This window comes from Micromonospora sp. NPDC001898, from assembly GCF_042891255.1.
Classification (GTDB): domain Bacteria; phylum Actinomycetota; class Actinomycetes; order Mycobacteriales; family Micromonosporaceae; genus Micromonospora.
Genome location: NZ_JBIATC010000003.1, coordinates 445,286 through 467,253 on the forward strand (window position 1 = coordinate 445,286; position 21,968 = coordinate 467,253).

Sequence of the window (21,968 nt, forward strand, 5' to 3'; positions counted from 1 at the left end):
CCCGCTCCCCCCCCCCCCCCCCCCCCCCCGCGCCCCCCCCGCCGCCGCCCCCCCCCCCCCGGGGGGGGGGGCGGCGGCGCGGGGGGGCGGGGGGCCCCCCCCCCCCCCCCCCCCCCCCCCCGGCACGTCACGCCGACACGCCCCGGAACAGCAAGACGGCGAGCCCGAGCGCGAGCAGGAGATTGAACACGGTCGCACTGGCGAAGACCGCGACGGGGCGCCAGCCGGCCTCGCGCAACGCCGTCACCCGGACCTCCAGGCCGATGCTGACGAACGCCAGGATCAGGAACCACACCCGCAGGTCGTTGACGATCGCGATGGTCGCCTTCCCGTCAGCACCCGCCGTGTCGAGGTACCACGTGGCGATCACCGACGCGGCGACGAAACCGAGGACGAACTTGGGGAAGCGCCGCCACAGCTCGCCCACCCCCGGTCGGGCCGCGTCGGGCCGCCGCTCCACCCGCAGGGCGAAGTACGCGGTGAGGGCGACCGCCACGACGCCCATCAGGGCGTTCTGGGTGACCTTGACGATGCTGGCGATCTGGAGCGCCTCCTCGCCGGCGAGCGCCCCGGCGGCGGTGACTGCGGCGGTGGTGTCGATGTTGCCGCCGATCCACGCGCCGGCCACCTCGTCGGAGAGGCCGAGCACACCGGCCAGCCAGGGCAGCAGGAAGATCGACGGCAGGGCGAAGATGATGACCAGGCTGGCCGTGTAGGCCAGTTGCTCCCGACGGGCCCGGACGGCGCCGGCGGCGGCGATCGCGGCGCTGACCCCGCAGATCGACACGGCCGACGCGAGCAGGGCGCGCAGCTTGTCGTCCAGGCCGAACCGGCCGGCCAGCCACCAGGTGAACAGGAATACGCCGCTGATCAGCAGGATCGACTGGGCGATCGCCGGGCCGGCGGCGCTGGCGATGACCGCCAGGTTGATCGAGGCGCCCAGCAGGACGAGCCCGGTCTTGATGAAGAACTCCGTGCGGAACGCGGCGGAGACCCGGTCCCGCCAGCCGAGCAGGGTCACCGCGACGTTGCCGAGCAGACCGAGCAGGATGGCGTAGACCGGGTACTCGACGGCCTTCGCGACGCCCTCGAGCGCGGTGTCCTCGGCGAGGATCGGCACCTGCTGTTCGAGGTACCGGGTCAGCCCGGCCAGCGCGAGGAGCACCAGGAGGCCGACCGCGATCCAGGCCGGCACGGCGCGGGGACGCGGCGCGGGAACGATGGCGGGCCCGGACCCGGCGCTGTCGTCCCCTGTGAGCCCGGACCCGGCGCTGTCGTCCCCCCTGGGGGCGGGCCCGGCCACGGTGGCACCGGCGGGCCCGGCCGTCGGCGCGCCGGCGCGCCGGCCCTCGGCGTCCCCGGTGGGGGCGTCCGTCGCCGCCCGGGCGGCGTCGGCGCTCATCAGGGCACCAGCCAGGCGGGGATCGCGCCGACCAGGACCAGGCCGAGCAGGAGCAGGCCCAGCACGGTGGCCGCCCAGTCCTCGCTGACGGCGAACCGGGACTCCGGCGCGGTGGGTGGTGGCTGTTGGTTGTCGCTCATCGGGTTTTCCTTCGGATGCGGGAGATGGGACGCCCGTCGGGCGCGGCGGGGCCGCGCGCGAACGGATGGGGAGGTCGGGAGGCCAACGGGGGCGGCGGCGCGACCGGGGTGGGCCCACCGACAGGACGACGGCCATGGCATCGGCCGGACGCACGGTCAGGCGCGGACGCGCCCCGGGCCGGTACAGAGCTCGGAGGCGACCCGCATCAGGTCGACGACCCGGCGGGTGACCAGCCGGAGAGGAGTCCTCACGGATGGAGTTTCCTACTCTCCCAGTAGGAATTCAAGCTCCTGCCCAGCATTCGGGCGGCGATCAGCCCTCGACGCGCCGGTAGCGCCGGTCAGCGTGGCGTCGGCGCGTCCCCGGCGGCGGTGCCGAGGTAGCCGCTGGCCTGGAGGTGGAACAGTTCGCGGTAGAGCCCGTCCGCGGCGATCAGCTCGTCGTGCGTGCCGCGCTGGACCAGCCGACCGCGCTCCATCACGAAGATCTGGTCGGCGTGCCGGACGTTGGCCAGCCGGTGGGTGATCAGCACGACCGCCCGGTCGGGGCGGCGGCGCAGGTGCTGGAAGAGGGCGTGCTCGGCCCGGGCGTCCAGCGCCGCCGACGGCTCGTCACAGATCAGCAGCGGGGCGTCCCGGTACAGGCCACGGGCGGCGACGAGGCGCTGCCACTGGCCGCCGGAGAGGTCGTGGCCGTCCTTGAACTCGCGGTCCAGCAGGGTGTCGTACCCGAACGGCAGGTCCATGATCATGTCGTGGGCGGCGGCGGCCCGGGCGGCGTCCTGCACGCTCGGCCCCCCGGCGGCCCGGTCGTGCCGGCCGATGCGGATGTTCTGGCCGGCGGTGAACGGGAACTTCCACCAGTCCTGGGTGAGCACCGCGACGTGCGCGCCGGTCTGGCGGGGGTCGAGCTCGGCGGTGTCCACGTTGTCCCAGCGGATCACCCCGCCGGTGGGCCGGTACAGGCCGGCGATGAGCTTGGCCAGGGTCGACTTTCCCGAGCCGTTCTCGCCCACCAGGGCGACCACCTGTCCCCGGTGGACGGTCAGGCTCACCTCGTCGACGGCCGGGCTGTCGGTGTCCGGGTAGCGCAGGCTGACCCCGTCCAACTCGATGGCGTCGAAGCCGTCGATCGGCTGGTCGCCGCGGGGGCCGATCCGGCTGAGGGCCCGGTCCAGGAAGTCCCGGTAGTCCTGGTAGTAGAGGGCGTCCTCGTAGAGCGCGTTGGTGGCGAAAACCGCGATTCCGAGGTTGGAGCGCGCGGACTGGAGAGCGATCAGCGCGGTCGCGGCGGCGGCGAGCGCCACCATGCCGGTCAGGAGCAGGCCGGCGAGGACGGCGTACACGCCGAAGGTGGCCAGGCCGGCGGCGGACGTGCCGAGCACCCGGGTCCGGGTCTGGGTGCGGACCAGGCGCAGGTGGGCGCGCGTCTCGGTGGCCATCATCCGCCGGTACTCGCCGAGCAGGAAGTCCCGCATCTGGTACGCCCGGACCTCGGCGGCGGTGTGCCGGTTGGCCATCAGGTTGGCCAGCATCGACATTCGACGGCGCCGGTTGATCCTGGCCAGCATCTCCAGGTACTGCCTCCGGGCGATCTTCACCGCGGTCGCCGCCTCGGGCACCGCGGCGAGCAGCAGGCAGGGCAGCAGCAGCGGCTGGATCACGGTGACCGCCGCCGCGGTGGCCAGCACCCCGACCACGCCGGTGATCAGGTTGACGGTGTGGTCGACGATCCAGGCCGCCTCGGTCACCCCGCGCTCCCGGGCCCGGTCCATCTCCTCGGCGAACCCGGCGTCGTCGAACGCGGCCAGGTCCACGGCCGTGGTGGCCTCGAACAGCCGCAGCTCGACCTGATAGTTGATCTGCGGGGTGAGCCGGGCCTGCGCCCAGCCGGCGGCGATGGTGAGCCCGCCCTTGGCTAGCACGGCGGCGGCGGTCAGCGCCAGGGCCGGCAGGGCCCCCCGGATCCGGTCCGGCGTGGGGTCGGCCGCGAACAGTTCGCGCAGCACGCCGGTCGTGGCCAGCAGGCCGAGGGTGGTCATCGCCCCGGCGGCGACGTTCAGCCCGATGGACGCGGCGGTGTCCCGGCGACTGGTCGCCCAGGCCAGGGCGATCGCCTCGCGGACCAGCCGGGGCAGCCGACGGGCCACCGCCCAGAAGCTGGTGTGGGCGAAGTCGTTCGCGTGGTGCATCCACGCCCGGTCCTCCAGCTCGGGCAGGGCCGACGCCTCGACGCCGTCAGCCGGCGAACCCTCGGCCGGCGTCACGGGGTCGGTTGGGGCGACGGGGTCGGCCGGCGTGACGGGGTCGATTGGCGTGGTCTGGTCGGGCGCTCGGCGTTGGCGGACGGCTTTCTCCACGAACCCTCCCGGAGAGCTGGCTCCGGACCGCCCGCTACGGTCGGCAGCCACGGGGAGCCTACTGTCCGCGACTTCGCGGTGTCCCCCCGTAATCGGCGTGTCGCAGGCATCGGTGCCGGGCCGCCCCTCCCGTGCCCGCCGGGACGGCCGGGCGCCGACGGTCCGGCCCTCCCGGCGGAAACGACGGCCGGCCGTCGCGGCGGGGTAGCCGCGACGGCCGGCGGAGGGCGACGTGAGCCGGTGGGAAGGGGCCCCGCCGTGGCGCAGGCGCTGGCGGGGCCCCGTCCGCTCCGGTCAGCTGGCGGTGAGGGTGACGTCGTCGATGACGAAGCTGGTCTGCAGGGAGGCGTCCTCGACGCTGGTGAACTTGAGGGTGACGGTCTGCCCGGCGTACGCGGCGGCGTTGAAGGTGCGCTGCACGTAGCCGGTGGCCTTGTTGAGGTTCGAGTACGTCGCCAGCGTGGTGCTGCCGACCTGGACGGTGAGCTTGTCGTACGCCGTGGAGGTGGTGGTCTCGGCGGTGTCGATGTGCAGCCAGAACGACAGCGTGTACGTGGCGCAGCCGGCCGGGACGGTCAGCGACTGGGACAGCGACTCGGTGACGCTGCTGCCGTTCCCGCCGAGCCACGCCTTGTAGGAGCCGGTGCGGGCGGCCTGGCTGGTGGAGTTGGTGATCACGCCGGTGGACCCCGTCCACGGGCTGGTGCCGCTCTCGAAGCTGGAGTTGCCGACCACCTGGCCGCCGGCGCAGCCGCCGGTGCCGGTCACCGTGATGTTGTAGGTGGCGGTGCGGGTCGCCGACCCGGTGCCGGTCACCGTGATGGCATAGGTGCCGGTGGCCGCCGTCGACGAGGCGGCGACGGTCATCGTGGACGAGCCGCCGGAGGTGACCGACGACGGGCTGAACGACACGGTCACCCCGCTGGGCGCGCCGGAGGCCGACAGGGCGACGGTCTGGGCGCTGCCGGAGGTGGTGGCGGTGGAGACCGTGGCGGTGGTGGAGGCGCCCCGGGCGACGCTGCCTGAGGTCGGGCTGACCGCGACGGAGAAGTCGTTGGTCGGGGTACCGCTGCCCACCGCCTGGTCCCAGATGGCGTACGCGATGCCGTCGGCGCTGCGGTTGAGCCCGGTGGCGTTGATGTTGCTGGTGGTGTCGCAGGACGAGTGGTAGCAGGGGTCGTACGAGGCGCTGGCCGTGCCGCCCCACTTGGCGGCCTGCGCGCTGGTCTTGCGGGCGCTGGCGCCCATCGCGTACCCGGAGGTGGGGATGCCGCCCTGCTGGAACGAGTAGTCGTCGGAGCGGCCCTGGCCCTCGACGTTCTCCTCCGGCGCCAGGCCCAGCGAGTCCCAGTACGCCTTCAGCGGCGCGGCGGTGGTGGAGGTGACCCGGTTGATGAAGTAGCCGCCGTTGGTGGAGGCGACCATGTCGAAGTTGTAGTACCCCTTGATGTAGCCCTTCTGGGTGGCGCTCAGCGAGTTGACGTAGAACTTCGAGCCCTGCAGGCCCTGCTCCTCGCCGTTCCACCAGGCGAACCGGACCCGCTTGGTCATGGTCGGGTTCTGCTGGGCCAGCACGAGGGCGTTCTCCAGCAGCACCGAGGAGCCGGAGCCGTTGTCGTTCATGCCGGGGCCGGCGGAGACGCCGTCCAGGTGGGAGCCGAACATGACAACCTGGTCGGCCGGCGCGGTGCCCGGCCACTCGGCGATGACGTTGTTGCCCGGGTAGGTGCAGCTCGTGCAGTTCTGCTCGGTGACCGTGTAGCCGGCGGCCTGGAGCTTGCCCTTGACGTAGCTGACGGACGCCGTGTAGCCGGCCGAGCCGGCCCGACGGTGGCCGCCGTTGCTGCTGGCGATGCTCTGGAGCTGGGACAGGTGGGCCTGGACGTTGGTCACGGAGATGTCCGGGGCGGCCAGCGCGGCGAGCGCCGGGGCGGGGGCGGCGGCGGCCGGCAGCGTCGCCGTCGACGCCGTCAGCGCGACGGCGGCGGCGAGCGCGATGCCCGCGGTCAACGTTGTGCGTCTCATGATGCTCCTCGGTGCAGGTCGGGGGTTCGTGCACCTGGGCGTGACCGGACCCCGCGCGCCGGGTGGGCGGCGGGGTCCGGCGGCGTCCGGAGGGGCGCCGCGACGTTCGTTCCAGGGAAGCAAACACTGACATGCGTCTATTCCCTGGTCAATATCCATTACGGTCATACTCCGCGCCGATTCCCCGATCCCGGTTCGGCGTCGCAGCTGCCCGCCGTCGGCGGGGGTCGCACGGCTCGGTGCGGTCGGGCGGGCGGGGCCGTCAGGCGGGCGGGGCCATCAGGCGGGCGGGGCCGTCAGGCGGTCGCGGCGGCCACGGCGCGTCCGGCGGTCCGGCCGGAGAAGAGGCAGCCGCCGAGGAAGGTGCCCTCCAGGGAGTTGTAGCCGTGCATGCCCCCACCGCCGAAGCCGGCCACCTCGCCGGCCGCGTACAAGCCGGGCAGCGGCTGCCCGTCGGCCCGCAGCACCCGGCCGTCCAGGTCGGTGTGCAGCCCGCCGAGGGTCTTGCGGGTGAGGATGTTGAGGCGGACGGCGATCAGCGGCCCGGCCGCCGGGTCCAGCAGCCGGTGCGGCGGGGCCACCCGGATCAGCCGGTCGCCCCGGTACGCCCGCGCGCCCCGGACTGCGGTGACCTGGGCGTCCTTGCCGAACGGGTTGGCGATCGCCCGGTCCCGGGCCTCGACGGTCCGCCGCACCTCCGCGACGTCCAGGCTGGGGCCGCCGTCCGGGGCGACGAGGTCGTTCATGCCGGCGACCAGGGCCTCCAGCGTGTCGGCGACGACGAAGTCCGCACCGTGTTCCAGGAACGCCGCCACCGGGGCGGGGATGCCCGCGCGGGCCCGGTCGACCACCTGCCGGATGCTGCGGTTGGTCAGGTCCGGATTCTGCTCCGAGCCGGAGAGCGCGAACTCCTTGGCGATGATCTTCTTGGTGAGCAGGAACCAGCTGTGGTCGTGGCCGGTGGCCCGCAGGTGACGCAGCGTGGCGAGGGTGTCGAAGCCGGGGAACAGCGGCGCCGGCAGGCGTCGACCGGTGGCGTCCAGCCACAGCGAGGACGGCCCCGGCAGGATCCGGATGCCGTGCTGCGGCCAGACCGGATCCCAGTTGCGCAGCCCCTCGACGTAGTGCCACATCCGGTCGGGGTTGATCACCTGCCCGCCGGCGGCCTCGGTGATGCCGATCATCCGCCCGTCGACGTGCGCCGGGACGCCGGAGACCATCCGCTTCGGCGGGGCGCCGAGCCGGGCCGGCCAGGCCGCCCGGACCAGGTCGTGGTCGCCGCCGATCCCGCCGGAGGTGACGACGACGGCCTGCGCCGCGTACGCGAACTCGCCGGCCTCGACCCGGGAGCTGGGCGCGCCGCGCGGGGCGTCGCTGGGCTCCAGCACCGCCCCGCGTACCCCGGTGACCGCGCCGTCGGTGGTGACCAGGTCATCGACCCGGTGCCGGAAGCACAGCCGCACCCGGCCGGCGTCCACCGCGGCGCGCAGCCGGCGGGCGAACGGCTCGACCACCCCGGGGCCGGTGCCCCAGGTGACGTGGAACCGGGGCACCGAGTTGCCGTGCCCGTCCGCCGCGCCGCCGCCCCGCTCGGCCCAGCCGACCACCGGGAAGAGCCGGTGCCCCATCGACCGCAACCAGGCCCGCTTCTCCCCAGCCGCGAAGTGCACGTACGCCTCGGCCCACCGGCGCGGCCAGTGGTCCTCCGCGCGGTCGAACGCGGCGCTGCCCAGCCAGTCCTGCCAGGCCAGCTCCACGCAGTCGCGGACGCCCATCCGCCGCTGCTCGGGCGAGTCGACCAGGAACAGCCCGCCGAACGACCACCACGCCTGCCCGCCGAGGTTCTGCTCCGGCTCCTGGTCCAGCAGCAGCACCGTCCGGCCGGCATCGGCCGCCTCGGTGGCGGCGACCAGGCCCGCCAGTCCGGCCCCGACAACGATCACATCCGCGTCCATGCCGGAACCCTACGAACCATGGTGCCAAAATCGGTGGTACGCCGACGCAGGATCGGCCCCGGCGTTTGTCATCCGAATGACAAGAATTGCGGCTGCGGGTGCCGCACACCGTCGGCGGATCGGGAGGGCGGGCGACCGTGGCGGACACCCTGGAAGAGCTGGAGCCCCGCCTCACCGGGCTCCCCCGACACGTCGGCGAGCACCTGCGGGCGGCCCGGCCACGGCTGCACGAGGAGACCCTGCACAGCGTCCGGGCCACCATGCGGGCCCAGGGCCGCTCGCTGACCGGCGGGCAGGGCCGGGGCCTCGCCCTGGGTGTGGAAACCGCCGTCGACGCGTTCGTGGCGGCCGTCGCCGACCCCGGCCGGTCCCTCGCCGACACCCGGCGGGTCTTCCACGACCTCGGCCGCACCGAGTACCAGGAGGGGCACCGCGTCGACGCGCTGCGCTCGGTGCTCACCGTCGGCGCCCGGGCCCTCTGGGCGTTCCTGGTCGCGCCCGAGCGGCCGGACCGGCTCGCCGCCGACGAGCTGTACCTCATCGCCGCCGCCCTGTTCGGCTACACCGACACCCTCGCCGGCGCCGCCGCCGAGGGCTACCTCGACGAGCAGCGGGACGCCGCCCACGACTGGACCGTGGTCCGCCGCCGGCTGATCACCCTGCTCGTCCAGCCGGACCCGCCCGGCGACGCCGCGCTGCACGCCGCCGCCGAGGCCGCCCGGTGGCCGCTGCCCGGCGCCGTCGCCGTGATCAGCGTCGACGGCACCGACGACGAGCACCTCGCCCGCGCCATCGGCGGCGGCGCGGTGGCCACGGTCATCGACGACGTGGTCCGGATCGTGCTGCCCGACCCGGGCGCCCCGGGCCGCCTCGCCCATCTGCGCCGGGCGCTGACCGGCCGACGGGCGGCCCTCGGCCCGACCGTGCCGCTGCGGCAGGCCCGCACGTCGTACCGGCTGTCCCGGCGGGCGCTGCGCCTGCAACGGGACGGCGTGCTGCCCGCCGACGGCGTGCTGGACTGCGACGCGCACCTGCTCACCCTGCTCACCGCCTGGGAGCCGGGGCTGACCGACCGGCTCGTCGCGCGGGCGCTGGCGCCGCTGGCCCCGCTCGGGCCGGCCGCCCGGCGCGCCCTCGCCGACACGCTCGCCGCCTGGCTGGACACCCAGGGCCAGGTGGTCGAGACCGCCCGGCTCCTGCACACCCACCCGCAGACCGTCCGGTACCGGCTGCGTCGGCTGCGCGAGCGGTACGGCGCGCAGCTCGACGACCCGGACGCCCGGCTCGCCCTGCACCTCGCGCTGCGTCACCATCTGGGCCGCCGCCCCTGACCGCCCGTGTCTGTGCCCCGGAGCCGATCACCAGGGCCCGCGCCCGGCCGGGGTGGCCTTGGGGAAGGTCGGCCACCCCGGCCGGGGTGGCCGGTCGGCCAACCCGACCGGGCAGCCGGCGATGCCCAGCCCGGCCGCGATCTGCCGGGCGAGGCCTGCCGGGCGCGGCCTGCCGAGCCGGGTCAGCGGGCCGGGGCGAGCAGGGCCTCGACCTCGGCTGCGGTGGCCGGATGCGCCGCGAGCAGACCGATTACCTCCGGATCGACCGCCGTCCCGGGCCCGGCCGCCGGCTCGCCGACCCGCCACTCGCCTTGGCAGCCGAGCAGGGCGGCCACGGCGTCGCAGGTCGCCGGGTGGCCGACGAGCAGGTCGACCACCGGCCCGGCCTGGGCGGGCACCGGCGCGGCGGCGGGCGACGCCGCCGGGCGGGCTGCCCACGGCGGCACCCACGCGTCCAGGGCAGGCAGGGTGGCGGGGAACGTCCGGCCGGCCTCGCGGACCAGCGTCGGCACCAGCTCGCCCGCCTGCTCGCGCAGGGTGGTGATCAGCGTCGGCAGCCAGGGCAGCAGCACCGGGTCGGGCAGCCGGGCGAACGCCGTGGACATCAGCTCGACCACGAACGGCGCAAGGCCGGGAACCGGCTCCAGGGCCTGCACGAACCCGCTGAGGTACTGCGGGAACGCCGGCACCACCAGCGGGTTGGCCAGCAACTCCACGGCGCGGGCCCGCAGCTCGGCCAGCGGCAGCAGGCCGAGCTGGTGCTGGGCGGCCCAGTGCAGCGCCACCCGGGCCGGCGCCTCCGGCCGGCACTGCCGCACGGCCAGTTCGAGCTGGGCCCGGTCGCAGCCGAGCGCCAGCGCGAGGCTCTCCATGCCGAACAGGAAGCCCAGCATGGCGGCCACCTGACGGACCCCCGCCTCCGCGTCGACGAACGCGGTGGGCAGCAGGGTGCAGTAGTGGGCGTAGCCGGTGGTGACGAAGGCCGCGCACCAGGCCGGCAGGTCCGGCTCGGTGGCCCGGTAGTGGGCCAGCAGCCGGCGGATGCGGCGCAGCACCTCCGGGGCCTCGTCGACGGTCCGCTCGGCGGCGAGCAGCTCCACCGCGCGGGCGCCCAGCTCGTCGACGAGCCGGCGGCCGTCGAGCAGCAGGATCGCGTCCTCGACCGCCTCCAGCGCGACCGCCGCGGTGGCCTGCGGCCCCCACGCCCGGCGGCGCAGCCGCTGTTCGAGAACCTGCTCGACGGTGACACCCTCGTAGCCCAGCTCGATCAGCGCGCGCTGGTGCCGGCCGAGCGCCAGGTCCCAGCTCTCCTGCGTCGAGCGCTCCCCCAGCCGCCGCTCGCCCATGATGGGGCGGACCGCGTCGCGGGGCAGCAGGTGGCGCAGCCGCCACAGCAGGTCGGAGCAGGGGACCACGGCCGGCTGGCCCTGGAGGTCCAGCAGGGCCCGCTGGATGGTGCGCTTGTCCAGGTCGAGCCCGAGCGGGGCGAGCCGGTCGAGCACGTCGCGGGCCAGCGGCGGCAGGGCCTCGTAGCCGACCTGGCCGATCCGGTCGCCGCCGAGCAGGATCTCGCAGAGCCGGCGGACGTCCCGCCGGCCCGGCACCACGTCCTTCTCGATGCAGGTCACCGCCCCGTCGGCGAAGTCGTACGGGGTGGGGCGGGCCCGGTTACGCAGCCCGGCGAGCAGGATCGACGTCTCGAACACGGCGATCGCGTCGGCGGTGCTGGCCAGGTACCCGTTGCGCCGCGCCAGCCGGACGATGTCCACGCACCAGCCGCGCAGCTCCGCCTCGTCGAGGCCGTCGAGGACCGGCGGGCGGGCCAGGAAGCCCGACAGCCGGTCGGTCACCGGCTCGTCGGCCACCGCGACCGGGGCGGCGGCCCTGCGGGAGCGCCCCGACGCCCGCTTGCCGCCCTGCTGGCCGGCGAGCCGGAACGGGACCGCGCCCGAGCGGGACACCGCCTTGGCCCAGGTGGCGGCGGCGATGGACACCGAGCCGGGCGCCAACCCGAACTGCGCCTCGATCGCCGAGTGGCTGGACGGGATCAGCCCGTACAGCCAGCGGGTGGCGGTGCGCGGGCTGATCTCGTACGGGGCCGCGTCGGGGCCGGTGCCGAACTGCGCGACGGGGCTGGCGGCGTGGAACGCGCCGCAGACGTACAGGCAGTCGGCCGGGTCGGTGCCGGAGGCGGCCAGGTGCTCCCGCATCCGGGTCCACATGTAGCGCTCGCGCTCCTCGTCGCGGTCGAGCCGCTCGGCGTCGGCCGGGCGCAGCCGCCGGAACAGGCTGCCGATCAGCACCATCACCTGGCGGTACGTCTCGTGGTCGGCGCCGACCAGGGGCTGCTCGACGTACTGGTCCCACCACTCCGACCAGTGCCGCACCTTGCCGTGGTGCAGCAGGTACGCCTCCAGCTCGGCGAAGCGGGGCCGCAGGTCGCCGATCTCCACGCCGACGGCGTCGCCGTGCAGCGCCGCCTCCTCCTCGTGGGTCGCCGCCGCCTCCTGCGGCGCCCCGTCGGCGGGGCCGCCCGTCTCGCCCCCGCCCCCGACCTGGTCCCGGGGCGACCACTGGAACACGTGGTCGACCGAGCGGTCCACGAGCACCAGCTCCACGCCGGGGGTCTCCAGCGCGTACGCGATGGCCTGGTACTCCGCTGACGCCTCGGTGATCGGGGCGACGACGCTCAGCGGCGCCCACTCGACGGGGAACCCGTCCAGCTTCGAGGCGAACGCCTGCACCGCCACCGGCAGCCGGCAGTTGCGCAGCTCCCCCAGCAGGGGTTGCAGGTCCTCGCACAGCTCCAGGTAGATGACTTTCGGCTGCTTCGCGCGCAGCCGGCGCACCATGGCCAGCGCGGAGGCCGGCGAGTGGTGGCAGACCGGGAAGATCTCCAGCCGCTCGCCGAGCGCCCGGTCGACGTCGTCGACCATCCCGGCGAGGATGCCGGCGAGCGCGCCCGGGCTGCCGGCGAACGTCTCGGCGGCGTCGGTGAGCTGCTCGCGCAGCCCCCGGAACGCGCCGGACGCGGCGCCGGCGGCCGGGGACCGGTCCCCGGCGGGCCCGGTGACGCCGGCCGGTGGGGTCGCGCCGGGCGGCGCGGTCGTCGGGCCGGTCACGACAGGTTGGCGATCGCCTGGCGGCCGCCGTCGAGGAAGCCCTCCCATGAGCCGCCGTCCTTCTTGGCCCGGGGCTCCACGACGCCGTGCAGGTACTTGTTGAAGATGGCCAGGTCCTCCGGGCTGCGTCGGGCCAGCGAGCCGACCAGCGAGCCGGCGAGGGTCTCGGCGCTCAGGGTGCGGTCGCCGAAGAACTGGCTGTGCAGGATCGCGTCCTCCAGCACGCCGATCTGCTCGGCGGTGGACAGCGCCGACTCCAGCTTCTCGTCGTCGCTGGTGGCCGAGGCGGCGGCGGCCCGCAGGTCGGCGAAGCTCTGCAGCAGGATGTCCAGCAGCGTGGGCGGGACGTCCAGCTCGATGCTGTGCCGGCGCAGCAGCTCCTCGGTGCGGAACCGGACGATCTCCGCCTCGCTGCGCTTGTTGGTCACCACGGGGATGCGGACGAAGTTGAACCGTCGCTTCAGGGCCGAGGACAGGTCGTTGACGCCCCGGTCCCGGCTGTTGGCGGTCGCGATGATGGAGAAGCCGGGCTTGGCGAAGACGATGTTGTCGTCGTCCAGCTCGGGAATGGAGACGTACTTCTCGGACAGGATGGAGATCAGCGCGTCCTGCACGTCGCTGGTGGAGCGGGTCAGCTCCTCGAACCGGCCGATCACCCCCTGTTCCATCGCGGTCATGATCGGCGAGGGGATCATCGAGTCCCGGGACTGCCCCTTGGCGATCACCATGGAGACGTTCCACGAGTACTTGATGTGGTCCTCGGTGGTGCCGGCGGTGCCCTGCACGACGAGGGTGGAGTTGCCGCAGATCGCGGCGGCGAGCAGCTCGGCCAGCCAGCTCTTGCCCGTGCCCGGGTCGCCGATCAGCAACAGGCCCCGGTCGGAGGCGAGGGTGACGATGGCCCGCTCGACGAAGCTGCGGTCGCCGAACCACTTCTGGGCGACCTCCCGGTCGAGCCCGTCGGCCCGCTCGGAGCCGAGCACGAACAGCCGCACCATGCGGGGGCTCAGCCGCCAGGAGAACGGCTTCGGGTCGGTGTCGACCGACTCCAGCCAGGCCAGTTCCTCGGCGAACTTGACCTCGACGGGGGCACGCAACATCTCGGACATGTCAGGGGTCTCCTAGGTGAGGAAGTTCTTGAGCTCGAAGACGAGTTTGCGGATGTGGCCGGAGATGACCGGGGTGCCCAGGTCCTTGAGCCGCTGGCGGAACCAGGGGTTGACGATCTGGCTGCCGGAGCTGTTGACCGAGCCGACCGGGATGAACTTGACCCCGGAACGGTGCACCGCCTCGATGCCGTCGAACAGCGGCTGCGAGCGGTTGAACTCGTAGAAGTCCGAGATCCAGACCATGACGGTGTTGCGCGGCTCGACGATCTTGGGCCGGGCCATGGCCATCGCCACCGGCCCGTCGTTGCCGCCGCCGAGCTTGGTGCGCAGCAGCACCTCGAACGGGTCGTGCACCCACGGGGTCAGGTCCAGCGCCCGGGTGTCGTACGCGATGAGGTGCACGTCCACCTTGGGCAGCCCGGCGAAGATGGACGCCAGGATGGTGCAGTTGACCATCGAGTCGACCATCGAGCCGGACTGGTCGACCACCACGATCAGCCGGGCCGGGGTGGTGCGCCGGGCGGTCTGCCGGTAGTAGAGCTTGTCGACGTAGAGGCGCTGGTCCTCCGGGCTCCAGTTGGTGAGGTTCTTCCAGATCGTGCGGTCCAGGTCCAGGTTGCGGAACACCCGCTTCGGTGGCACCGACCGGTCGATCGTGCCGACGCTGGTCTGCTCGACCTGGGTGCGCAGCACCTCGGCGACCTCGTCGACGTACCGGCGGATCAGCGCCTTGGCGTTGGCCAGCGCCACCCCGGACAGGTTGGACTTGTCCCGCAGCAGTTGCTCGATCAGCGACATGCTCGGGGTGAGCTTCGCGGCCAGCCTCGGGTCGGCGAGCACCTCGCGCAGGTGCATCCGGCGTACCAGGTCGCCCTCCAGGCCGGCCAGTACGCCGCCCAGCCCGCCGCCGGCCCCGGCCTGCCGGCGCAGCTCACCCGGCTCGCAGCCGAGCGCCCGCTCGAACCAGCCGGCGTCGGACTGCCACCGGGCGAGCTGGCTGGCGCTGACGCTGCCCCCGCCGGTGGCGAAGACGTTGAGCAGCAGCTTGGACACCAGCGCCGCCCGCCGCACCTCGGCCTCCCCCGCCGCGGCCGGCTCGCCGTCCACCGGCTGGTCGGGGGTGAGCAGGCCGTCCAGCTCGGTGGCGAGGCCGGGGAAGCGCTGGACCACGGTGTCGACGGAGACCGACGGGTCGAGCAGCGCGGCCGGCAGGCCCAGGTCGTCAACGACGGCCACGCTCGCCGCCTCCAGGGAAGGCTGCTCGTCGGCGGGGTCGAAGAGCCGGGCCAGCAGCCGCCAGTAGAGCACCTGCCGACGGTTCGCGTCGGCGTTCACCTGCGCGCCTCCTCCGGGCGCCTCGGGGGTCGCGCTCATCGGCGCAGCAGCCGTCCGGCGCGTTCCCGCAGCACGGCGACGGAGTCGCCGGCCTTCGCCTCGGCCTTGGCGACCTTCGGGTCGGTGGGGCCCTGCGCCCAGTCGCCGTTGTGCGCGGCGACCGTGGCTCGCTTGACCGTGGCCTGCACGGCGAGCGGCTGCACCGTCCACCGGCCGTCCCAGCGCAGCAGCCCCAGGCAGGCCGTCGAGGCGGCGACCAGGGCCGGGGTGAGCGGGCCGCAGGCCGGCAGCCGGTCGACGTCCACCGCGACGCGTTCCCCGTCGACGGCGAACCGGAGGCCGCCGTCCTCGCCGGTGTCGACGGCGTACCCCTCCAGCAGCACCGGCTCGGCGACGGCGACCGGGTGCCGGCCGAGCGGCGGGACCGGCGCGGCGACCGCGGTGGGCAGCAGCACCCGGGCGGTGGCGAACGGGTCGGCCGGCTCGCCGGGGCGGGCCTGCCCGTCGCGCCACCACAGGTCGCCGCCGGACAGCGGAAGGTCGGTCACCTCCAGGCTGCGGTGCTCGGCGAGCGCGCCCAGCAGGACCGGGTGGTCGGTGAGCAGCCGCCACAGCGCCGGCCCGACGATGGTGTCGACCTTGGCGGCGGCGACGCCGGTGCGCACGAGGCGGGCCGGGCCGCCGTCGGCCGGTTCGAGGACGGCGTGTGCCTGCACCTGGACGGCGGTGCCGTGCTCGTGCACGTCGACGCCGAGCACCAGCAGCCGCCCGGTGACGGTCTCGACGCCGGCGGCGGACGGGTCGGGAACGCCGGCGGCCTCCTGGGCGAGCAGCGCGGCGCGGGCCCACAGGTCGGCCCAGCGGCGGGCCGGCACGGCCGGCATCGTGGCGACCGGGCAGGACGCGCGCAGCTCGGCGGCCAGGCCGTCGAGGAGGACGGCCAGCCGACGCAGCGCCGGGACGGCGAGGGTCGCCTCGATCGGCCGGCTGCCGGCCGCGACCAGGTCGTGGTCGACACCGCGCCAGCCGGTGATGGCCAGCTCGGTCAGCCAGGACCGGGCGGCGGACAGCGGGGCCGCCGCCTCGGCGGGCAGCGGGCCGGCGGGCGGGGTCGGCTGCGCGGCGCGTTCCCGGCCGAGGGCGGCGTCGGCCCCGGCGAGCAGGGCGTCGTGCGCCGCGCCGAGCAGTGCGGTGCGCGCCCCGGCCAGGGCCGCCAGGTGCTCGTCGGCCGGCGACCCGGCGGTGAGCTTGGCGACCGCCTCGGCGACCCGGTCGCCGAGCGGGGTGGCGGCCAGGGCAGCGGCGAGGTCGCCGAGCGCGGCGGCCTGCGCCTCGCCCACCCGGGCCAGGCCGGCGACGAGCGCCTCGTCGAGGCCGGCGACCAGGTCCAGGGCCGGGGCGAGGCCGGCCGGCGCGGCGTCGCGCAGCGCGGTGAGCTGGGCCCCGCGCATCAGCGGCCCGCCCCGGTCGCCGGGAACCAGTGCAGCTCGGGCAGCGGGCCGTCGGCGGCCGGCAGTTCCAGGTAGGCCAGGTGGCGCAGGAACCGGCTGAACACCACCGCCGCCGGGGTCGCCTCGTGGTGGCCGTCGAGCCGGCGGGCCAGGTCGCTGCCGGTCTGTACCCCGTCGGTGACGTCGATGCGCAGGTACCGGCCGACGCGCTCGACGCCGTACTGGAGGACGGCTTCGTCGAGCAGGGCGTGCAGGTGCTTGCAGGGCGCGCCGCGCAGGCCGCCGCAGGGCCGGTTGTTGTTGGTGGAACAGTTGAAGCCGTGGCTGCCGGCCGCGATCGAGGAGACGTAGACCCGCTCGATGTCGGAACCGCTGGACACCACCCCCTGCAACCGGCCGTCCGCCAGCTCGACGAAGGGGACCTTCGCCAGCTTGCGGGGACGCACCGCGGTCAGCACCGGCGCGAGGCCGCGCCGCTCCCACGGGACGTGCTCCGTCTCCAGCACCTACGACCTCCGCACCCGGTGCGCCCGCGGGCACACCGACTCCGCGCCGACGACGGGCCGGCGCACGACAAAAGGGGGTGACGGGCGCGACGACCCGCCGGAACCGGGGCCACCGGGGCGCCCGTCCTGAGAAAGATCTTGCCTCAGGGGTACGACAGGAAACGCCCGCCCCCGGGGGGCGGGATCGCGCGCCGGTGCGGGCCCGCACACCCTGCGATCCCGGCGCGGTGCCGACCCGCCGGCCGGGGCATCGCCCGGGTGGCCTGAGTCGGCCCGGGGTGCGACACGTCCCGGCTGGTGGCAATCTGGCCCGGGCGGGCCGGCACGCACAGTACGGTGACGGCCGCGCAACGGTTGAGCAGGTGCGGGAGGAGAGCCGGAGAATGGCCGAGGAGATCACCACCACCGACGAGTGGCGGGCGCTGGCGGCGCACGCGGAGAAGGCCCGGGACGCGCACCTGCGCGACCTGTTCGCCGCCGACCCCGACCGGGGTGAACGCCTCGCCGGTGAGGTGGCGGACCTGCACGTCGACTGGAGCAAGAACCTCGTCACCGACGAGACGCTCACCCTGCTCGCCGCCCTGGCGCGGCGGGCCCGGCTGACCGACCGGATCGCCGCGATGTTCTCCGGCGCGCCCATCAACGCCACCGAGGACCGGGCGGTGCTGCACACCGCGCTGCGCCGGCCCCGGGACGCCTCGCTGAGCGTGGACGGCCGGGACGTGGTGGCCGACGTGCACGAGGTGCTGGACCGGATGGCCGCGTTCGCCGACCGGGTCCGCTCCGGGCAGTGGGTCGGGCACACCGGCGGGCGGATCCGCACGGTGGTCAACATCGGCATCGGCGGCTCCGACCTCGGGCCGGTGATGGCGTACGAGGCGCTGAAGGCGTACCGGGACGCCGGGATCTCCTGCCGGTTCGTCTCCAACATCGACCCCACCGACATCGCCGAGGCCACCGCCGACCTGGACCCGGCGAGCACCCTGTTCGTGGTGGTGTCGAAGACGTTCTCCACCCAGGAGACCCTGGCCAACGCCCGGCAGGCGCGCGACTGGCTGCTGGCCGGCCTCGGCGGCGACGACTCGGCCGTGGCCCGGCACTTCGTCGCGGTGAGCACCAACGCCGATCGGGTGCGCGACTTCGGCATCGACCCGGAGAACATGTTCGGCTTCTGGGACTGGGTGGGCGGCCGGTACTCGCTGCCCTCGGCCGTCGGGCTGTCGGTGATGCTGGCCGTCGGGCCGGAGCGCTTCCGCGAGCTGCTGGGCGGGTACCACGCCGTCGACGAGCACTTCCGGACCACGCCGGTGGAGCGCAACGTGCCGGCGCTGCTCGGGCTGCTCAACGTGTGGTACACGAACTTCCTCGGCGCGCAGACCCACGCGGTGCTGCCGTACTCGCAGTACCTGAACCGGTTCCCGGCATACCTGCAGCAGCTCACCATGGAGAGCAACGGCAAGTCGGTGACCCTGGACGGCACGCCGGTGTCGTACGACACCGGGGAGATCTTCTGGGGCGAGCCGGGCACCAACGGCCAGCACGCCTTCTACCAGCTCATCCATCAGGGAACCCGGCTGGTGCCGGCGGACTTCATCGGGTTCAGCCGCCCCCGGCACGACCTGGACGACATGCACGACCTGTTCATGTCGAACTTCTTCGCGCAGACCGCCGCGCTGGCCTTCGGCCGGACCCGGGAGCAGGTCGAGGCGGAGGGCACGCCGGCCGAGCTGGCGCCGCACAAGGTGATGCCGGGCAACCACCCGACCACCTCGATCACCGCCGCCGAGCTGACCCCGGCGGTGCTCGGCCAGCTCATCGCGCTGTACGAGCACATCGTGTTCACCGAGGGCGCGATCTGGGACATCAACCCGTTCGACCAGTGGGGCGTGGAGCTGGGCAAGGTGATGGCCAACCAGCTCGCGCCGCTGCTCACCGGGGACGAGGCCGACCTGTCCGGGCTGGACTCGTCCACCCGCGCCCTGATCGCCCGGTACCGGGCGCAGCGGCACACTGACTGATCGTCACCGCCGTCCTACCTGATCGGCCGACGCCCGCAGGGGCGTCGGCCGATTAGTCTTCTCGCGGCCCCGAAATCTCTCCGCCCCGGGCCCGGCGATTTCCTTCCAGATCACACGGCCTCACGCTGACTTTTGTCACCCCGACCCGTGTAACACGCATTCTGCTTCGTGACTTAGGGCACTGGGTTCGGGTGGCCACCTCCACGAAACTCGATTCAACGCCGGAGAACAGCACCGGCCGAGATCGCGGAGGGGGCCACGGTGGACGAGCGCTACGACAACTACTGCGCCGCTGACCGGCTCTTCTACGACTCGCTCGGCAGCGCGGTCGCGCAGCCGGCCTTCGCCGCCGCCGAGCGGGAGGTGCCGGCGGGCTGGCGCCGCGAGTCGCTCGACGACTGGCTGATCCACGCCCCGGAGGGCGGCTCGCTGCCGCAGCAGGGCTGGAAGATCCACGTGTCGGCCACCCTGGCCAATGCCGAGCGGGTGCTCGACGCCGTGTGGGCGTACTGCGTGCCGCGCGGGCTGTCGTTCAAGTTCCTGCGCGGCCCGCGCACCCTGCTGCTGCGCAACTCCAAGTACGCGGCCCGCTCGGCCAGCGGCAAGTTCGTCACCATCTACCCCCGGGACACCGCCGAGCTGGAGCTGGCCTGCAAGGAGCTCGACGCGCTGCTGGGCGGCGAGGACGGGCCGTACATCCTCAGCGACCTGCGCTACGGCGCCGGCCCGGTGCACGTGCGCTACGGCGGCTTCGCCCGCCGCTACTGCCTCTCCCCGGACGGGCAGGTGGTCCCCGCGATCGCCGACGGCGCCGGCACGCTGGTGCCCGACCGCCGCGATCCCGTGTTCCACCTCCCCGACTGGGTCACCCTGCCGGACTTCCTCGCCCCGCACCTGGCCGCCCGCGGCGCCACCAGCACCACCGAGGTGCCGTACCGGATCGAGAAGGTCATCCACTTCTCCAACGGCGGGGGCCTGTACGTGGGCCGGGACCTGCGCACCGACACCGAGGTGGTGCTCAAGGAGGCCCGCCCGCACGCCGGCCTGGACGCCGACGGCGTCGACGCGGTGGCCCGGCTGGAGCGGGAGGCCACCGCCCTGCGCCGGCTCGCCGACCTGCCCCAGGTGCCCGCCGTGCACGACGAGTTCGCCCTCGGCGAGCACCGCTTCCTGGCCCTGGAGTTCATCGAGGGCCGGGCGCTGAACAAGGTCGTCGTCGACCGGTACCCGCTGATCGACGCCGACGCCACCGAGGCCGACCGGGCGGCGTACGCCGACTGGGCGCGGAGCGTCCTGACGCAGGTCGAGGCGATCGTCGCCGCGATCCACGAGCGCGGCCTGGTCTACGGCGACCTGCACCTGTTCAACATCATGATCCGCCCCGACGACCGGGTGGCGCTGGTCGACTTCGAGGTCACCGCGCCGATCGAGGGGCACCGCCGGCCGGGGCTGCGCAACCAGGGGTTCGCCGCGCCCGGCGACCGGACCGGCCCGGCGGTCGACCGGTACGCCCTGGCCTGCCTGCGCCTGGCGCTGTTCCTCCCGCTGACCCAGCTCGTCCGGATCGCCCCGGACAAGGCCGCGCACCTGGCCGACGTGATCGCCGAGAGCTTCCCGGTCCCCCGACCGTGGCTGGCCGAGGCGGTCGCCGAGATCACCGGGGCCGCCGCGCCCACCGCTCCCGGCCGAGAGGCCGGTGCCCAGACCGGCGCGCCCGCCGCCGACCCGCGCCGGTACGACCTCGACGGCGACTGGCCCGACGTGCGACGGCGGATCGCCACCGCCATCCTCGCCAGCGCCACCCCGGACCGCGACGACCGGCTCTTCCCCGGCGACATCGCGCAGTTCCACACCGGCGGGCTCAACCTCGCCCACGGCGCGGCCGGGGTGCTGCACGCCCTGGCCGTCAGCGGCGCGGACCGCCGACCCGAGCACGAGGACTGGCTGGTGCGGCGGGCCACCGCCCCCGCATCCGGCACCCGGCTGGGCTTCTACGACGGCCTGCACGGGGTGGCGTACGCGCTGGAGCGCCTGGACCGCCGGTCCGACGCCCTCGACGTGCTCGACATCTGCCTGCGCCAGCCCTGGGCCGAGCTGGATTTGAGCCTGGCCAGCGGCCTGTCCGGGATCGCACTGAACCTCGCCGAGCTGGCCGGGCGCACCGGGGAGACCGGGCTGCGCGACGCCACCGACAGGGTGACGGCGGCCGTCGTCGAACGGCTCGCCGACGACCCCGGGCCGGACATCAGCGGCGGGCGCAACCCGTACGCCGGCCTGCTGCGCGGTCGTTCCGGGCCGGCGCTGCTGCTGCTGCGGCTGTACGAGCTGACCGGCGAGGAGGCCCTGCTGGATCACGCGGCCACCGCGCTGCGCCAGGATCTGCGCCGGTGTGTGGTGCGCCCGAACGGCGCACTGGAGGTCAACGAGGGCTGGCGGACCATGCCGTACCTCGGGCAGGGCAGCGTCGGCATCGGGCTGGTGCTGGACCAGTACCTGCGCCACCGCACCGACGAGCGGTTCGCCGAGGCGAGCGCCGGGGTACGCCGGGCAGCCCGATCCCCGTTCTACGCCCAGTCCGGACTCTTCGCCGGGCGGGCCGGGATCATCGCGTACCTGGCCACCCTGACCGACGACCCGGGGCAGCGCCGCGAGCTGGACGCGCAGCTGCGCCGGCTCGCCTGGCACGCCCTGCCGTACGGCGGCGGCACCGCCTTCCCCGGCGAGCAGCTCCTGCGGCTGTCCATGGACCTGGGCACCGGTTCCGCCGGGGTGCTGCTCGCGCTGGCCGCCGCGCGGCACGACGAGCCGGTGGCCCTGCCCTTCCTCGCGCCGCTGGCCGGCGCGCCGAGACTCCCTCGCAGCGGCGAGGGCCATCCTGACCGCACCCACCACGGAAGGAGGTGATTTGACATGGCGCTCCTCGACCTCCAGGGCCTCGAGATGGCCCCGGCCGACCGCACCGGCGGCGGCGGCGGCTCCAGCGCGAGCCTGCTGCTCTGCGGCGACAGCTCGCTCTCCATCACCACCTGCAACTGACCGTACCGACCACACCGACCACCATGGATGGAGGTGATTCGACATGGCGCTCCTGGACCTCCAGGGCCTCGAAATGGCCCCGGCCGACCGCACCGGCGGCGGCTCCAGCGCGAGCCTGCTGCTCTGCGGCGACAGCTCGCTTTCCATCACCACCTGCAACTGACCGGGTCGATCCGCG

15 protein-coding genes are annotated in these 21,968 nt (G+C 74.5%); 5 read left to right on the forward strand and 10 right to left on the reverse strand.

Annotation, left to right across the window (positions count from 1 at the left end):
• Window positions 1–127: 127 nt before the first annotated feature.
• The 5 genes from ACFYZF_RS09860 to ACFYZF_RS09880 all read right to left on the reverse strand — a co-directional run bounded on the left by ACFYZF_RS09860 (window position 128) and on the right by ACFYZF_RS09880 (window position 7,882).
• Window positions 128–1,402 (reverse strand): YeiH family protein, encoded by a 1,275-nt coding sequence (locus ACFYZF_RS09860; RefSeq protein ID WP_387017732.1) that lies wholly within the window; start codon window positions 1,400–1,402, stop codon window positions 128–130.
• Window positions 1,402–1,542: a hypothetical protein gene (locus ACFYZF_RS09865; protein ID WP_387017733.1), complete on the reverse strand. Its 141-nt coding sequence runs from the start codon at window positions 1,540–1,542 to the stop codon at window positions 1,402–1,404. The genes ACFYZF_RS09860 and ACFYZF_RS09865 overlap by 1 nt, the downstream gene beginning before the upstream one ends.
• A gap of 341 nt (window positions 1,543–1,883) precedes the next feature.
• The gene (locus ACFYZF_RS09870) at window positions 1,884–3,902 is read right to left on the reverse strand and encodes an ABC transporter ATP-binding protein (RefSeq protein WP_387017736.1); all 2,019 of its coding nucleotides are present in this window, start codon (window positions 3,900–3,902) and stop codon (window positions 1,884–1,886) included.
• 294 nt (window positions 3,903–4,196) lie between these two features.
• Entirely contained in the window at window positions 4,197–5,927 is a 1,731-nt protein-coding gene (locus tag ACFYZF_RS09875) for a M28 family peptidase (RefSeq protein ID WP_387017739.1), read from the reverse strand.
• Between the two features lie 296 nt (window positions 5,928–6,223).
• Window positions 6,224–7,882: an FAD-binding dehydrogenase gene (locus tag ACFYZF_RS09880; RefSeq protein WP_387017742.1), complete on the reverse strand. Its 1,659-nt coding sequence runs from the start codon at window positions 7,880–7,882 to the stop codon at window positions 6,224–6,226.
• A gap of 137 nt (window positions 7,883–8,019) precedes the next feature.
• On the opposite strand from ACFYZF_RS09880, the gene ACFYZF_RS09885 reads away from it, so the two are divergent.
• Window positions 8,020–9,213 (forward strand): helix-turn-helix domain-containing protein, encoded by a 1,194-nt coding sequence (locus ACFYZF_RS09885; protein ID WP_387017743.1) that lies wholly within the window; start codon window positions 8,020–8,022, stop codon window positions 9,211–9,213.
• A 182-nt stretch (window positions 9,214–9,395) separates the two neighbouring features.
• Here the strand turns inward: ACFYZF_RS09885 and ACFYZF_RS09890 are convergent, their stop codons facing one another.
• The 5 genes from ACFYZF_RS09890 to ACFYZF_RS09910 all read right to left on the reverse strand — a co-directional run bounded on the left by ACFYZF_RS09890 (window position 9,396) and on the right by ACFYZF_RS09910 (window position 16,736).
• Window positions 9,396–12,224, reverse strand: coding sequence for a hypothetical protein (locus tag ACFYZF_RS09890; RefSeq protein ID WP_387018405.1), 2,829 nt, complete (start codon window positions 12,222–12,224; stop codon window positions 9,396–9,398).
• A 107-nt stretch (window positions 12,225–12,331) separates the two neighbouring features.
• Window positions 12,332–13,444: an AAA family ATPase gene (locus ACFYZF_RS09895; protein ID WP_387017746.1), complete on the reverse strand. Its 1,113-nt coding sequence runs from the start codon at window positions 13,442–13,444 to the stop codon at window positions 12,332–12,334.
• Between the two features lie 12 nt (window positions 13,445–13,456).
• Window positions 13,457–14,818, reverse strand: coding sequence for a VWA domain-containing protein (locus ACFYZF_RS09900; protein ID WP_387017749.1), 1,362 nt, complete (start codon window positions 14,816–14,818; stop codon window positions 13,457–13,459).
• Complete coding sequence (locus ACFYZF_RS09905) at window positions 14,815–16,230, reverse strand: hypothetical protein (RefSeq protein ID WP_387017752.1); 1,416 nt, start codon at window positions 16,228–16,230, stop codon at window positions 14,815–14,817. The genes ACFYZF_RS09900 and ACFYZF_RS09905 overlap by 4 nt, the downstream gene beginning before the upstream one ends.
• Window positions 16,230–16,736 (reverse strand): hypothetical protein, encoded by a 507-nt coding sequence (locus ACFYZF_RS09910; protein ID WP_387017755.1) that lies wholly within the window; start codon window positions 16,734–16,736, stop codon window positions 16,230–16,232. The genes ACFYZF_RS09905 and ACFYZF_RS09910 overlap by 1 nt, the downstream gene beginning before the upstream one ends.
• A gap of 383 nt (window positions 16,737–17,119) precedes the next feature.
• Between ACFYZF_RS09910 and pgi the strand changes: the two genes are divergently transcribed.
• The 4 genes from pgi to ACFYZF_RS09930 all read left to right on the forward strand — a co-directional run bounded on the left by pgi (window position 17,120) and on the right by ACFYZF_RS09930 (window position 21,953).
• A complete protein-coding gene (gene pgi / locus ACFYZF_RS09915) occupies window positions 17,120–18,754 on the forward strand; it encodes a glucose-6-phosphate isomerase (protein ID WP_387017758.1) in 1,635 nt (544 codons plus the stop codon).
• A gap of 261 nt (window positions 18,755–19,015) precedes the next feature.
• Window positions 19,016–21,658: a class III lanthionine synthetase LanKC gene (lanKC, locus tag ACFYZF_RS09920; RefSeq protein ID WP_387017761.1), complete on the forward strand. Its 2,643-nt coding sequence runs from the start codon at window positions 19,016–19,018 to the stop codon at window positions 21,656–21,658.
• A 6-nt stretch (window positions 21,659–21,664) separates the two neighbouring features.
• A complete protein-coding gene (locus ACFYZF_RS09925) occupies window positions 21,665–21,790 on the forward strand; it encodes a SapB/AmfS family lanthipeptide (protein WP_387017764.1) in 126 nt (41 codons plus the stop codon).
• A gap of 43 nt (window positions 21,791–21,833) precedes the next feature.
• Window positions 21,834–21,953, forward strand: coding sequence for a SapB/AmfS family lanthipeptide (locus tag ACFYZF_RS09930; protein WP_117669281.1), 120 nt, complete (start codon window positions 21,834–21,836; stop codon window positions 21,951–21,953).
• The last annotated feature ends 15 nt before the right edge of the window (window positions 21,954–21,968 follow it).